The sequence below is a fragment of the Xenorhabdus japonica genome (assembly GCF_900115195.1).
GTDB lineage: Bacteria > Pseudomonadota > Gammaproteobacteria > Enterobacterales > Enterobacteriaceae > Xenorhabdus > Xenorhabdus japonica.
This window is the reverse complement of the sequence record NZ_FOVO01000035.1, coordinates 1-14,437: the sequence shown is the minus strand read 5'-3', so window position 1 is coordinate 14,437 and position 14,437 is coordinate 1. Positions and strand designations below refer to the sequence as shown.

Sequence of the window (14,437 nt, the reverse complement as noted above, 5' to 3'; positions counted from 1 at the left end):
GAGGAAATAATGCGACTCTGTGATCGTGACATTATTAAATGGCTAGATGAAGGAAAATTAGTAATTACCCCACGTCCCCCTGTTGAACGTATTAATGGGGCAACTGCTGATGTGCGCCTTGGGAATCAGTTTCGCGTTTTTCGTGGTCATACTGCTGCTTATATTGATTTGAGTGGTCCTAAGGCTGAAGTCAATGCGGCACTTGACCGTGTCATGAGCGATGAAATTACTTTGCCGGCAGGAGAAGCATTTTTCCTCCATCCTGGTGAATTGGCTTTGGCGGTAACGCTGGAATCTGTCACACTGCCTGATAATTTAGTGGGGTGGTTGGATGGGCGCTCATCTCTGGCGCGTCTTGGCCTGATGGTTCATGTGACTGCGCATCGCATTGATCCGGGTTGGCAGGGGCAAATTGTTCTGGAATTCTACAATTCAGGCAAACTGCCTTTGGCTTTACGTCCTGGTATGGTTATCGGTGCATTGAGCTTTGAACCACTTTCAGGTTCAGCTGAACGGCCTTATAACCGACGTCAGGATGCTAAATATAAAAATCAGCAGGGGGCTGTAGGTAGCCGTATCAGTGAGGATTAACCTTTTCTGGTAAAGCTTTCTGATTAAAATAGTCTTCTTGTGGACATGAGGCTGGGGAAGTCATGAAAAGATTGTTGACGACACTCGTTATTTTGTTGGTAGTCCTTGTTACTAGCTTAACTGCACTGGTTATGTTGGTTAATCCAAATGATTTTCGTGGCTACATAGTTAAACAGGTACAAAAGAAGAGTGGTTACCAACTCGTGTTCCGGGATGACTTACGTTGGCACGTTTGGCCAAAATTGAGCATTTTGACTGGTGAGATTTCTTTGACCGCCGAGAATGCTGAAGTACCGGCTATCATGGCAGAAAATATGCGTTTGGATGTGGAGTTACTGCCACTACTGTCTCATCAACTCTCAGTTAAAGAGGTGATGCTGAAAGGTGCTGTCTTGCGGCTCACTCCAGATAGCCAACCGAAAAAACGGCCAGAGGCTCCAATTGCACCAGAAAGCGATACTCACTATCCAATCATTGCGGGAAGTCAGGCTTGGAAACTGGATATTGCCAGAATCAGGGTAGCGGATAGCTTATTGATCTGGCAATCCAATGAACATTCCCAATTAAATGTCCGTGATATCAATTTATTGTTGGAACGAAGTGATCAGGATCACGTTGATCTTAGCCTTCGCAGTAAAATCAATAAAAACCAACAAGAGCTGTCATTTAAACTTAATTCATTAATAGATATTTCTGATTACCCGCGGCAGCTATCAGCTGACATTGATTCCTTTGAATACCAATTACAGGGAATTGGGTTACCGTCTACGGGTATCCAAGGGGAGGGGAGTGCCACAGTGAAATATCAGGTTTCACCTGAATCAATTTCGTTGCAAAAAATGGCATTGACGTTGAATGACGGGGATGAGCTTAAGGGAAATATTACTGCCATCTTGAAAGATAAGCCGCAATATTCCATCACTCTGAATTCACCAACGCTCAATTTGGATAATCTGCTGGGGTGGGAGGCTTTATCAAAAAAGACACCACAGGAAAAACATGATTATCGGGTTGAAAATAATTCATTAAAACCAGTGATTGCGACATCAGTCTCGGCACTATCCAACTATGATCTTACATTTTTGCAAGGGTTTAATGGTGATATCTCGTTCACAGCAGATAAATTCATTTATCAGGGGATGGCTATTGATAATTTTGCTCTGAAAGCAGCCAATAACAGTGGCGTGGCGAAAATCACTAAATTAAGTGGCAACGTGTTTGGTGGATATTTTGCGTTACCGACATCGATTGATGCTACGGTTGTTCCTGCAAAACTGCACACAAAGCTGCTCTTGCAGAAGATTGAGATACAACCTTTGTTAAATGCACTGGCATTACCATTGATATTCAAAGGTCAGCTTAATGTAGACGGTGATCTTCTGGGGGAAGGTTATGACGAATATGCCATTTCTCATTATTGGCAAGGTGGCTTGAATATTGAGCTGAAAAACGCGCGTCTGGAAGGATTGAATATTCCTCAGCTTATTCAACAATCTTTTGCACGGGCAACAAATCAAGTTAGCCAACCCTCGAATACAGGTAACTTCACTGAAGCTACTAGTATGTTAGTGAAAGCGCAATTGGATCACGGCAAGATTAAAGTTAGTGAACTTGCAGCGGCTTCAGGCGTATTCAATATTAAAGGGCACGGAGAAGCAGACTTACTGAAACAAAACACTGATGTTTCATTATGGGTGCAATTGACCAATGGATGGGGCAAGCAGAACGAATTTGTCCGTCGCCTGTCGCAATTAAAAATTCCACTGCGGGTTTATGGTGACTGGGATAACCTGCAATATAAGCTGAATGTGGAATCCATGTTGCGTGATGAATTACAGCAGAAGGCTAAAAAATCTATCAGAGATTGGCTCGAAAATAACAGCGATAATAAAGATCTTAAGAAGCTAGAGGATCTACTAAATAAAAAGTAGGGTCAGCCATGTGGAGAGAGAAAACCATGACTCTCTCTGCAGAGTAATATTCTGTCTATCGTTCAAAGTTTGTCATCTTCCCCACTTCCACTGAAATCATAAAATTTCTACTGGCCTCAGGTGATCGCCAAGGCGATCACCTGATTTATTAGGGGGTTTTAGAGAAGCTATTCCATTTTACAATACTGCTCCGTTCTAAAATAATGAACTAGTGCTGTACTTACTGTTTCTGCTAATACCCTACAACCTGATAATAAAAATGTGGAATCCAGCCCGTTTGAGGAGTCGTAATGGATATTGTCAGTGTATCCTTAGACAATCCGATTCCATTTGAATTATTTCTCTGTATTTTGACGTCAGCCAGATAACCGGGGCGTTGGTGCTCAAAAGCATCTCCGACAATACTTGCCTGACATGAGATAATGCCATTTGGCAAAGTCGTAGGCAGTTTGATTTTGTAGAAGTGGGTATAGTAAGCCACTCCACCGATCACAGATTGGTTAAATTCACCAATTGGTTCACTGGCAACGACAAGCCCGTTGATCATGAATATCTCACCGATCTTGATGATGGTGTGCTCGTCCATGATTCGGCGTGACTCAATACCTAACCCAACCAGATCACCCAAGCCTAAATTTCTTACAAAGGCTTGTTTGTCTGGGATATCCGCCCCGTTCTTACTTTTCTCCAGTCGGTTTTCAGCGTCAGTTTTAGCTACTATCGCATTGACATTGGCATCATTTGCTAATTTCTTAGCTTTACCAACGTGAGTATCAACTTCTGCTTTGCTATAAGTGCCTACATCAGAGGCAGTAAGTTTAATATTAGTTAACAGGGCCTTGCCGTTTACGGTACGCGTAAGTGGTACTCGGCTATCCGCATTGTTATTAGCCGCATTTACCAGTTCGTTAACACTTTCAATATGACGATCTACATCTCCTTTGGTATAGGCATTCATATCAGATGCAGTCAGCTTAATATCGGATAATAGAGCCTTGCCATTTACGGTACGTGTGAGAGGAACTTTGCTATCTGCAATATTAGCGGCTGCATTTGCCTGATCTCTAACTTCATCAATAAGGATGTCGATATGTGCCTTGTCATAGGTATCTACATCATTGGCAGTTAATGCAATATCTGTTACCAGCTCTTTACCATTTACCTTACGTGTTGATGGTACTCTGCTGTTAGCATCCTGAATGGCTGCATTCGCGTTACTATTGGCGGTTTCGGCCAGTTTATCCACTTTGCTGATAAGGTCATCGATTTCTGCTTTATTGTAGGTATCAACATCTGCCGCTGTCAGTTGAATATCTACTGACAGTGCTTTGTCATTGACCTTGCGGGTTAATGGGACTTTGCTGTTAGCATCCTGAATGGCTGCATTCGCGTTGCTATTGGCAGTTTCGGCCAGCTTATCCACTTTACTAATATGATCGTCGATTTCTACTTTGTTATAAGTACCGACATCCGCCGCATTTAGCTCAATATCAGTTAACAGTTCTTTGCCATTCACTTTGCGGATCGAAGGGACTTTGCTGTTCGCATCCTGAATAGCCTGATTAGCGTTCTTATCGGCGTGCTCAGCTAGAGTTCTAACGTCCTTGATCTGGCCGTCAGTTTCCTCTTTATTGTAGGCACCAATATCCGCCGCCGTCAGTTGAATATCTGTTGCTAGTTCTTTGCCATTGACCTTGCGGATTAGAGGGACTTTGCTGTTTACATCCTGAATGGCTGTGGTGGCGTTATTATTGGCAATATTAGCCAGTTGTTGAACACTATCGACTTGTGTTTTGACGCCATTGATAAGGTCATCAGTTTCCTTCTTGTTATAAGAATCGACATCCGCCGCCGTCAGCTGAATATCGGCGGTCAGCGCTTTGTCATTGACCTTGCGGGTCAGGGGGACTTTGCTGTTTGCATCCTGAATGGCTGCATCCGCGTTGCTATTGGCGGTTTCGGCCAGTTTATCCACTTTGCCGATACGCTCATCGATCTCCACTTTATTGTAGGTATCGACATCCGCCGCCGTCAGCTGAATGTCGGCGGTCAGCACTTTGTCATTGACCTTGCGGGTCAGGGGGACTTTGCTGTTTGCATCCTGAATGGCTGCATCCGCGTTGCTATTGGCGGTTTCGGCCAGTTTATCCACTTTGCCGATACGCTCATCGATCTCCACTTTATTGTAGGTATCGACATCCGCCGCTGTCAGCTGAATGTCGGCGGTCAGCGCTTTGTCATTGACCGTGCGGGTTAATGGGACTTTGCTGTTTGCATCCTGAATGGCTGCATCCGCGTTGCTATTGGCGGTTTCGGCCAGTTTATCCACTTTGCCGATACGCTCATCGATCTCCACTTTATTGTAGGTATCGACATCCGCCGCTGTCAGCTGAATGTCGGCGGTCAGCGCTTTGTCATTGACCGTGCGGGTTAATGGGACTTTGCTGTTTGCATCCTGAATGGCTGCATCCGCGTTGCTATTGGCGGTTTCGGCCAGTTTATCCACTTTGCCGATACGCTCATCGATCTCCACTTTATTGTAGGTATCGACATCCGCCGCTGTCAGCTGAATGTCGGCGGTCAGCGCTTTGTCATTGACCTTGCGGGTTAATGGGACTTTACTGTTTGCATCGTTGATAGCTTTGATTGCGTTAGTATTGGCAGTTTCTGCCAAATTATTGACATCACTGATCTGTATTTTGATATCTTTGAGCATGCCATCAGTTTGTTCTTTATTGTAAGCATCAACATCCGCCGCCGTCAGTTGAATGTCGGTGGTCAACTCTTTGTCATTGACCTTGCGGGTTAATGGGACTTTGTTATTCGCATCCTGAATGGCCGTAGTAGCGTTGTGGTTGGCGGTTTCCGCCAGTTTATCCACTTTTCCGATATGATCGTCAATTTCCGTTTTATTGTAGGTATCGACATCCGCCGCTGTCAGCTGAATATCGGCGGTCAGCGCTTTGTCGTTGACCTTGCGGGTCAGGGGAACTTTGCTGTTTGCATCCTGAATAGCCGTGGTGGCGTTGTGGTTAGCGGTTTCGGCCAGTTTATCCACTTTGCTGATACGATCATCGATTTCTGCTTTATTGTAGGCATCGATATCTGCCGCCGTCAGCTGAATGTCGGCGGTCAGCGCTTTGTCATTGATCTTGCGGGTCAGGGGGACTTTGTTGTTCGCATCTTGAATGGCCGTGGTGGCAAGTTGCTCAGCGGTTTTAGCTAATGCCTCAGCGGGAGCGATAAGTTCATCGGTTTCCTTCCTGCTGTAGGCACCCACGTCAAGCGCTGTAAGTTCGACATCTATTACCAGCTCTTTGCCATTAATTTTACGCGTTAATGGCACATATTTATCTGTCGAAGATATTGATGTAGCCAATTCATAAGCTTTATTGGCTAACTCATACGCCGTTTTTATTGCTTTGGGTGTTGCAGCATGAGCTTCACTGTCACTGTTTACTGCATTACTTAACGCAACAAACCCTCTTTCTTTTAAGGTTGCATCAGGATGATTGCGGCTTTCGGCATGTTCTTTAATTCTTTCTCTCACATATCTGCGAGTAGCAAGGCCAGAAATTAGTTCTTTTACCCATTCAGCCAGGCTATTATCGCTAGCCGTCAATGCCATGCGGATAGTTTGTTCCTGATATTCTGGTTTATAGAGGTCGGCACAGTTTCCCACCGCAATCAGTGAGCCATCTTTATCGAATAGGCCCATTTCACGAACCCACCAATTACCTTCACCTTCAGGAATTATCTGTTCGGCGATAATTTGGTGGGGTTTTTGGGGAGCGATGGTCAGGGCATCAAGTTCAGCACGATGCCTTTCATTAATCAGACTGGATTGTTTGGCGTTAGGAGTGGGTAAACTACCCCCACCATCGCCTACAGCCATATGGGTAATTTCAAGCTTGGTGCCTGATGAAGCTGCTTTTTTCAGTTTTTCTATGCCAGTATGTGTCAATAGTGCAAAATATTTAGTACTCATATAAACCCCTCACTTATCAACAATAAATGGATGTATTGCTAACTCAGCCACAAAAGAGCTTTGTAAAGCTCTTGGGCCATATGAAGGCGGTGCGACATCCCCCGCTAACTGCTATTCTCTGTTAACTGCAATTGAATCGGGTTCATTGTACTTAGTGTAATCGTGAACAAATATCCTAAAAATTAAATCAAACTGATAAAACTTATAGGAATAAAAAAACCGGTCTTATGCCGGTTTTTTCTTAGTAGGTGGTGTGGTTTTAAGATTTCTGATTATATTTCAGCGTACTCTTCCACTTTCAATGAGGTAATCTTCACTTTATTGATGCGGTGACTGGTGATTTCCAATGCTTCAAACAGATAATCACCAATCTTCAGTTGCTCACCTTGTTGTGGAATATGTTGCAGATATTCCATTAACAAGCCTGCCAATGTTTGATATTCTCGTTTTTCATCCAATGGCAGTGGCACATAAAGCACTAAATCTTCCAGTGGCATAAATCCATTGGCAATCCAATATCCCTCTTCCATAACCTGAATATCATGGCGAGCATCAAGCTCTCCGCTACCGACAGGGAGATTGCCTGTAATGGTTTCCATTACATCAGTTACCGTAACTACCCCTTCAACAGAACCGAATTCATCAACGACAAAAGCAAAGTGTGTTTGTGCCTGACGGAACTGTTCCAATGCTTGTAGCAGGGAGAGAGATTCAGGGAAAATCAACGGTTGCTGGACTAACTTCCTTAAATCAAAAGTATTGTATGTCAGCTGTTGATTAAGGATATCGATCACATGTACAACGCCAAGAGACTCATCACTGGCCTGTTCGTCTGTAACCACAATTCGCGTGTGTGGTTTTTGTTCCAGTAGCGTAGTTAATTTTTCTGTAGGGGAATGGACATCAAGATAAGCGACATCATGGCGTGAAGTCATGATGCTGCTGACGGTACGTTGTGCCATGCTGAGAACGCGGGCGATCATCTGGCGTTCTTGAGGTTCAAAGACTTCTTTGTTCTCTGTATGATCCGCAATCAGGTTGGAAGTATGGTTATCAAGTGCAGCGTTTTCACGTTTGCCATTTAAAATATGAAGAACTGCCTCTGCGGTTCTTTCGCGCAGGGAGCGGGAAGCACTCAAGAATTTGCGGCGATTGAACTGAGCGAACTGATTCAGTGCTTCAATCATGATGGAGAAACCGATGGCTGCATAGAGATAGCCTTTTGGAATGTGATAGCCAAAGCCTTCTGCAACTAAGCTGAAGCCGATCATCAGTAAGAAGCTGAGACACAGAATAACGATTGTGGGATGCGCATTGACGAATATTGTCAAAGGCTTGCTGGCCCATATCATCAGGATCATGGCGATGATCACCGCCGCAATCATAATACCAATGTGATCGACCATCCCCACGGCAGTGATAACAGAATCAAGGGAAAATACTGCATCCAAAACAATAATTTGCACAACTACCGCCCAGAAGCTAGCTCCTTTGCGTTGTTGATTGGTATGCAGGTTTTTTCCTTCTAACCGTTCATTCAATTCCATTGTTGCTTTGAACAGCAAGAAGATACCCCCTATCAACATAATTAAATCACGGGCGCTGAAAGGGTGTTCCCATAAAGTAACCAATGGATTAGTCAGGGAAATGAGCCAGGATAGGCTGAATAGCAGCAGTATCCTCATGATAAGGGCACAGGAAAGCCCTGTCAGGCGAGCTTTGTCTCTCTCTTCTTCAGGAAGTTTATCTGCCAGAATGGCAATGAATATTAAGTTGTCTATTCCGAGAACAATTTCTAAAACGATAAGTGTGGCCAGACCTGCCCATATCGTCGGATCAGCGATCCATTCCATACAATTTGTTTTACCTTTTTAATAGGACGGCATTTGCCGACTATTAAATAATGCGTATTGAAGTGCGAAATATCAATAGGTGATTTATCTCAGTTGGAAATTTTTTCAACAAAAAAACGTCTTGATGGTATCGATTGTATCAATAACTACCCTCTATGGTCTTTCCTGAGTTAACATGTGACCTCATTAACAAATTGCTCACTCTGTTTTGTTGCATACGGCATGTAATACACGTGGTATTACGTATGCATCTTGGGTGGGCAGCAGTCATTATTAGACGGGAGTCATTCATGTCCAAACAACAGATCGGTGTTGTCGGTATGGCGGTAATGGGGCGCAACCTGGCGTTGAATATTGAAAGCCGTGGTTACTCTGTATCTATTTTTAACCGCTCCAGCGATAAAACTGATGAAGTTATTGCTGAAAATCCAGGGAAAAAATTAGTTCCAAGTTATTCCATTGAAGAGTTTGTCGATTCGCTGGAAAAGCCACGTCGTATTCTGTTGATGGTTAAGGCTGGTGAAGCTACGGATAAAACCATTGCATCACTGACGCCACATTTGGATAAGGGTGACATTCTGATCGATGGTGGCAACACCTATTTTCAGGATACTATCCGCCGTAATCGTGAGTTGTCTGCTCAGGGTTTTAACTTTATCGGTACAGGCGTTTCTGGTGGTGAAGAAGGTGCATTGAAAGGCCCTTCAATTATGCCGGGTGGTCAGAAAGAAGCTTATGAGTTGGTGGCACCAATTCTGAAAGAAATCGCTGCTCAGGTTGATGGCGAGCCTTGTGTTACTTATATCGGGGCAGATGGTGCAGGCCATTATGTGAAGATGGTTCACAATGGCATTGAATATGGTGATATGCAGCTGATTGCAGAGGCCTATTCTCTTTTGAAAAATTCATTGAACCTGAGTAATCAAGAATTGGCTGAAGTGTTCAGTGATTGGAACCAAGGCGAGCTAAGCAGCTACTTGATCGAAATTACTGTTGATATTTTCCGTAAACAAGATGAAGAAGGAAAATATCTGGTTGATGTGATTCTGGATGAAGCGGCCAACAAAGGCACCGGTAAATGGACCAGCCAAAACTCGCTGGATCTAGGTGTCCCGGTAACACTTATCACGGAATCTGTATTTGCACGCTATATCTCTTCCCTGAAAGATCAGCGCGTCGCTGCATCCAAGGTGCTGTCAGGCCCAGAAACTCAGCCACTCAACGGAGATAAGGCTGAATTTATTGAAAAAGTTCGCCGTGCTTTGTATTTGGGTAAGATTGTTTCTTATGCACAAGGTTTCCAACAGTTGAAAGCAGCATCGGATGAATACAACTGGGATCTGAACTATGGCGAAATTGCTAAGATCTTCCGGGCTGGTTGTATTATTCGTGCACAATTCCTACAAAAAATCACTGATGCATACAATGAAAATCCAGCTATCGCTAACTTGCTGTTAGCACCTTATTTCAAACAAATCGCGGACGAATATCAGCAAGCTCTGCGCGATGTTGTTTCCTACGGTGTGCAGAATGGTATCCCAACGCCAACATTCTCTGCTGCTATCTCTTATTACGACAGCTATCGTTCTGCTGTATTGCCTGCCAATTTGATTCAGGCACAGCGCGATTACTTTGGTGCGCATACTTATAAGCGTACTGATAAAGAAGGTGTTTTCCACACTGAATGGCTGGGTTAATTATTCGATATCTTTATAAAAAATAAGCATATCTAAAGCTAAGGTGCTGAATTATCAGCACCTTTTTTACTCAGTAAAACTAAAGTATCAAGTTAAAGGTTGCCACTTAAGCAATCGTTGCGCAAATATCTCCAACCATTGCGCTATCTCTGCATCGTGAAGGAAAAGAAAGACAGCGAGGCTGAGGATAGCAAGACCGAGTATTACCAGAACAAAAATATTACTCATATAATAATCGCTCATTTTCGTCTGGTTAAATTATAGCAAAATGTAAACTTTGTTTAATTTATTGGGTAATTTCTTGGAGTTAGCTTCAATCGGCTATTTTCCGAAAGGAAATTAATTCTGGTATAGCGATGCGACGGTAATCTTGTGTATTCAAAATAATCGAACGCTCCAAACTACCAGCATTAAATGCCAGTTCATCATAGCGCTCGAATAATAGTGGGTCGGCAACCAATTTTAGTTCTGGGTGGAAACTAAATGGTGGGATGGCACCAAAAACGCAGCGAGTTAATTCAAAAACTTCTTTTGGGCTTGCCAGAGAAGCCCGGCTTCCTCCCATTTGTTTGGCAAGAACTGCAAGATCAGCCTGTTGATCCGCAGGCAAGACAGCAAGGACATACTGCCGACAGCCATTTCCTTTCACATGACAGACCAGGCCTTTAGCTCCTTGCCCTAGATGGGTTCCCCGTATTTTTGCCACTTCTTCTGAACGGCCGCCAGTAGTATGTTCCATAATACGATAGCGGGCATTGTTAGTGTCTAATAAGGTAGTGAGGTGTTCAAAAATGTCATTTTTTAGCAAAATATTCTCCTGCATAAACTCAAAGTAAAAATTGATACCTATTTTTTTAATCTTACATAGGTAATTATTGATTTTGGTCAAAATTACTGAGAGAGTTAAGTGTCAATTGTAATCTAATTCTCTTACATTGAACTTTGAAATACTTCAGTAAAATCTAAGGAGTTTCAAATGGCAGCATCAACTTTCTTTATCCCGCCAGTGAATAAAATTGGCATGGGATGCATGACTGAAGCTATCGAATTAATGAAAAATTATGGTTACAGACAGGCTTTGATTGTTACTGACCACGTGCTAAACGAGATTGGTGTTGTTGGAAAAGTTCAGGCTTTGCTGGCGGATGTCAGGATAAAAAGTGCAATTTATGATGGAACAAATCCAAACCCAACGACGATTAATGTTGCGGAAGGTTTGGAAATTCTGTGTCAGCATAATTGCGATTGTGTGATCTCTTTAGGTGGTGGTTCACCGCATGATTGCGCAAAAGGTATTGCACTGGTGGCAGCTAATGGCGGGGATATTCGTGATTATGAAGGGGTTGATCGTTCAACTAAACCACAGCTACCTTTGATTGCCATTAATACGACTGCGGGAACGGCGTCTGAAATGACACGCTTCTGTATTATTACGGATGTTGAACGTCATATCAAAATGGCCATTGTGGATAAAAATGTTACGCCTATTTTGTCAGTCAATGATTCTGCATTGATGGCAGGAATGCCAAAAGGATTGACCGCCGCGACGGGGATGGATGCATTGACCCATGCGATTGAAGCTTATGTCTCTACGGCGGCTAATCCTATCACTGATGCTTGCGCGTTGAAAGCCGTGACAATGATTAGCCATAATTTGCGTCGTGCCGTTGAAGATGGAAATGATATGGAAGCGCGTGAGAATATGGCTTATGCCCAGTTCTTGGCGGGTATGGCATTCAATAATGCGTCTTTGGGATATGTCCATGCTATGGCACACCAGTTAGGTGGATTCTATGACTTACCACATGGTGTCTGTAATGCGGTCTTACTACCACATGTACAGAGATTCAATGCAAAAGTTTCTGCTGCACGCCTGAAAGAAATTGCCGCTGCTATGGGCGTTGAGGTTAATACTCTAGACGATGTACAAGGTGCTGAAGCCTGTATTCAAGCGATCTGTGAATTAGCAAAAGATGTAAATATTCCGTCAGGTTTGTCTGAGTTGAATGTAAAAGAGGAAGATTTGCCAACACTGGCGACCAATGCATTGAAAGATGCTTGTGGATTCACTAACCCGATTCAAGCTTCTCATGAAGAAATAGTTGCCATCTTTAAAGCGGCAATGTAACTCATTGAGTAGTGATTTTTATAGCTTAATATTCTAATAACATTAGTTTTAATGATTTTTTCGTGAAAATGGTTTATCAAAGAGAGTCTATTTAGGCTAAGAGTCATATTGCTCTCTTGTAACAGCTTTGTTTTTTAGTATTGCGTATTCCTTTGAAAAACACATTTTCTTTTAGGGAATGTGTTTTTCATTAGGTGATAGGAAAGTTATGCTATAAATGATAAAAAATCTTCACTGTCATCCCCTAGTACTACAGTCGTAGATTTCTACAAAACAACGTGTTATCTGGTCACAACTAAATTGAGATGCTGATTAATTTCAAGCGTTCAACAATGATTCCTTTGTCAGAAGAATAGAGATTACGACTGTAGTACTAAGGAAATATACGCAATTAACTTGAAGATGCAGGTTTTAAAATCTGAAAGTTATCAGTCAGTCGGGTAGTCAACTCTTTCGCTTTTTCTGGCAATGTAATATGAAAAAAGCGGCGAAGGGTTTCACGGAACGTTTTTGCATCCGGGAAATAGACGTTGTTTCGTATCTGCTCATTTGCGTACTTCCATAATCGCTCTATGGGATTGAGATTCGGGCTGTAAGGCGGCAAGTAGTGTAATTCAATGTTGAAAACTTCAGCGATATCTTTCACCAAATTTGTCCGGTGATAACCGGCCCCATCCAGAATAATGTGGAGTTTTTGCGAAAGCGGATAGGTCTCCCTGATTACACCCAAAAAATAAGCCACACTTCTCTCATTAATACTCGGATATTCACGAATAATCGGCTCTTCAATTCGCTGTAAATTGAGTGCGCCCATAATATTAAGGCGGGTACGGCTGCCTGTGGTGGTGGCGGCCTTGACATGTTGCTTGCCTGCTTTCATCCAGCCATGACTTAATTTTGTGGACTGCGTGGGATGCACCGCATCAATAAACAGGATCGGTTCATTCTGGCCGGGGCCGTCTTTCAGGGCCTTGTAGGTATCAATAAATTGTTGCTGTTTATCCGCATCAAATTTATGAGGGACACCCATCGGTTTCCTATCGCTGAAACCCTGACGGTGAAGCCATTTCGTCATGCCGGCCACAGTAAAAGCAATTTGCCAACGCGACCAGACATAGGCCACAATTTGTGCGGTGGTATGCATCAAATTGGCCGTCAAATACTTAACCAAGTCAGCCGTTTTCTCGGCGGACAAATGACCTTGAGAGCCGCCATTTTCAGGGGTGAGCTTTTCTTGACTGAAATAATCTTTCAGATGATGACTGACGGTGCTTTCATGAATACGCAAGGCCTGGGCAATCATCTGAGCTGTCCAGCCCTCGGAAGCTAACAGCACGGCTTTAATGCAGTCGCGTACCTGTCCATCACGAGTCGTATCATGCATTAATTCGAGGGCGCGTTTTTGGTCTGACGTCAGATGAATTTTCATGGTCGTCAACATGAGCTAATTTGAGTAAAAATCAAGCATCTTCAATGACGATGGGTATATCAATAAATCCCATTAATGGTATTTATAAATAATTCATAAACCATTCATAAATAATTACCGATAAAACACAGTATTTATTGTTATGCCTTTTTAATTTTTATATGTTCAGATTTACCGCATCAGGGCAAATACATTATATCAAAGTGATATAAGCCACCCCTTACTTTAAAAAAGAGGGAAAACCCATGAAAAACTATTTGTTATTATTCTGGCAATCTCTTACGCTATATTTGTCCCGTTATCTCAAGCGAATGAGGTTCAACAGAATCAGCAAAATAAGGCCGCAGAGAGGAAAAAGCGGTCTGTTGTAACTTTACCCCTAAAAGTCTGTAAGAGAATCGCATATTGCCGGACTCAGGTGGCAAAAAAACTTCTGGAAATAGCGTCTAAAGTAGGGGTGGCTGGAATTCCTGCAAAGAAAATCGCAGATAACATTTCTCAAGAAGATTTCGATCATCTGATTACACTTTTGATGGTAGGGAATGATGAAATTACCCAACGTTACCTGAATCACTTACAGGAGAAATACGGTTCGGGTAAATCAGTTAAGTCAAAAGCTAAAAATAAGACGAAAGAAAAAGAGAAACAGCGTAAAGGTGTCAAGGAGGATAGACATGAATACCATCCTAAGCCAGATACCAAAGATATAAAAGGACTAGGTAAATCTTGGATTCACATATTAAGCGCAACACCGTAATGAACGAAGTAAATGAGTGGGTATTCCTTTAAATAACTCATTCGGTGTTTTGTAATCTCGTGT

Annotated in this window: 9 protein-coding genes; 5 read left to right on the top strand and 4 right to left on the bottom strand. The window is 42.9% G+C overall.

The window, feature by feature from the left end; genetic code table 11:
• Nucleotides 1-9: 9 nt before the first annotated feature.
• Entirely contained in the window at nt 10-591 is a 582-nt protein-coding gene (gene dcd / locus BM135_RS12770; RefSeq protein WP_047766961.1) for a dCTP deaminase, read from the top strand.
• A gap of 62 nt (nt 592-653) precedes the next feature.
• Nucleotides 654-2,522 carry an outer membrane assembly protein AsmA gene (gene asmA / locus BM135_RS12765; RefSeq protein WP_092520134.1) on the top strand — a complete coding sequence of 623 codons (1,869 nt, stop codon included), beginning with the start codon at nt 654-656 and terminating at the stop codon, nt 2,520-2,522.
• 232 nt (nt 2,523-2,754) lie between these two features.
• Here the strand turns inward: asmA and BM135_RS12760 are convergent, their stop codons facing one another.
• Both BM135_RS12760 and BM135_RS12755 read right to left on the bottom strand, forming a co-directional pair.
• The gene (locus BM135_RS12760; RefSeq protein ID WP_092520130.1) at nt 2,755-6,510 is read right to left on the bottom strand and encodes a phage tail protein; all 3,756 of its coding nucleotides are present in this window, start codon (nt 6,508-6,510) and stop codon (nt 2,755-2,757) included.
• 272 nt (nt 6,511-6,782) lie between these two features.
• Nucleotides 6,783-8,363: a TerC family protein gene (locus tag BM135_RS12755; RefSeq protein WP_092520127.1), complete on the bottom strand. Its 1,581-nt coding sequence runs from the start codon at nt 8,361-8,363 to the stop codon at nt 6,783-6,785.
• A 290-nt stretch (nt 8,364-8,653) separates the two neighbouring features.
• Between BM135_RS12755 and gndA the strand changes: the two genes are divergently transcribed.
• A complete protein-coding gene (gndA, locus tag BM135_RS12750; protein ID WP_092520125.1) occupies nt 8,654-10,060 on the top strand; it encodes an NADP-dependent phosphogluconate dehydrogenase in 1,407 nt (468 codons plus the stop codon).
• Nucleotides 10,061-10,373: 313 nt separating this feature from the next.
• On the opposite strand, the gene BM135_RS12745 is transcribed toward gndA, so the two are convergent.
• Nucleotides 10,374-10,868, bottom strand: coding sequence for a YbaK/prolyl-tRNA synthetase associated domain-containing protein (locus BM135_RS12745; RefSeq protein WP_092520122.1), 495 nt, complete (start codon nt 10,866-10,868; stop codon nt 10,374-10,376).
• 168 nt (nt 10,869-11,036) lie between these two features.
• On the opposite strand from BM135_RS12745, the gene yiaY reads away from it, so the two are divergent.
• Nucleotides 11,037-12,188, top strand: a complete 1,152-nt coding sequence (yiaY, locus tag BM135_RS12740; RefSeq protein ID WP_092520120.1) for an L-threonine dehydrogenase — start codon at nt 11,037-11,039, stop codon at nt 12,186-12,188.
• Nucleotides 12,189-12,579: 391 nt separating this feature from the next.
• Here yiaY and BM135_RS12735 read toward each other — a convergent pair whose 3' ends face one another.
• Nucleotides 12,580-13,617: an IS630 family transposase gene (locus BM135_RS12735; protein WP_139204106.1), complete on the bottom strand. Its 1,038-nt coding sequence runs from the start codon at nt 13,615-13,617 to the stop codon at nt 12,580-12,582.
• A gap of 418 nt (nt 13,618-14,035) precedes the next feature.
• On the opposite strand from BM135_RS12735, the gene BM135_RS12730 reads away from it, so the two are divergent.
• Nucleotides 14,036-14,374, top strand: coding sequence for a hypothetical protein (locus BM135_RS12730; RefSeq protein WP_092520114.1), 339 nt, complete (start codon nt 14,036-14,038; stop codon nt 14,372-14,374).
• Nucleotides 14,375-14,437: the final 63 nt, after the last annotated feature.

Coding starts and splice junctions, on each gene's coding strand:
- BM135_RS12760 (WP_092520130.1), bottom strand. CDS start 6,510: ATGAGTACTAAATATTTTGCACTATTGACACATACTGGCATAGAAAAA.
- gndA (WP_092520125.1), top strand. CDS start 8,654: ATGTCCAAACAACAGATCGGTGTTGTCGGTATGGCGGTAATGGGGCGC.
- yiaY (WP_092520120.1), top strand. CDS start 11,037: ATGGCAGCATCAACTTTCTTTATCCCGCCAGTGAATAAAATTGGCATG.
- dcd (WP_047766961.1), top strand. CDS start 10: ATGCGACTCTGTGATCGTGACATTATTAAATGGCTAGATGAAGGAAAA.
- asmA (WP_092520134.1), top strand. CDS start 654: ATGAAAAGATTGTTGACGACACTCGTTATTTTGTTGGTAGTCCTTGTT.
- BM135_RS12735 (WP_139204106.1), bottom strand. CDS start 13,617: ATGAAAATTCATCTGACGTCAGACCAAAAACGCGCCCTCGAATTAATG.
- BM135_RS12755 (WP_092520127.1), bottom strand. CDS start 8,363: ATGGAATGGATCGCTGATCCGACGATATGGGCAGGTCTGGCCACACTT.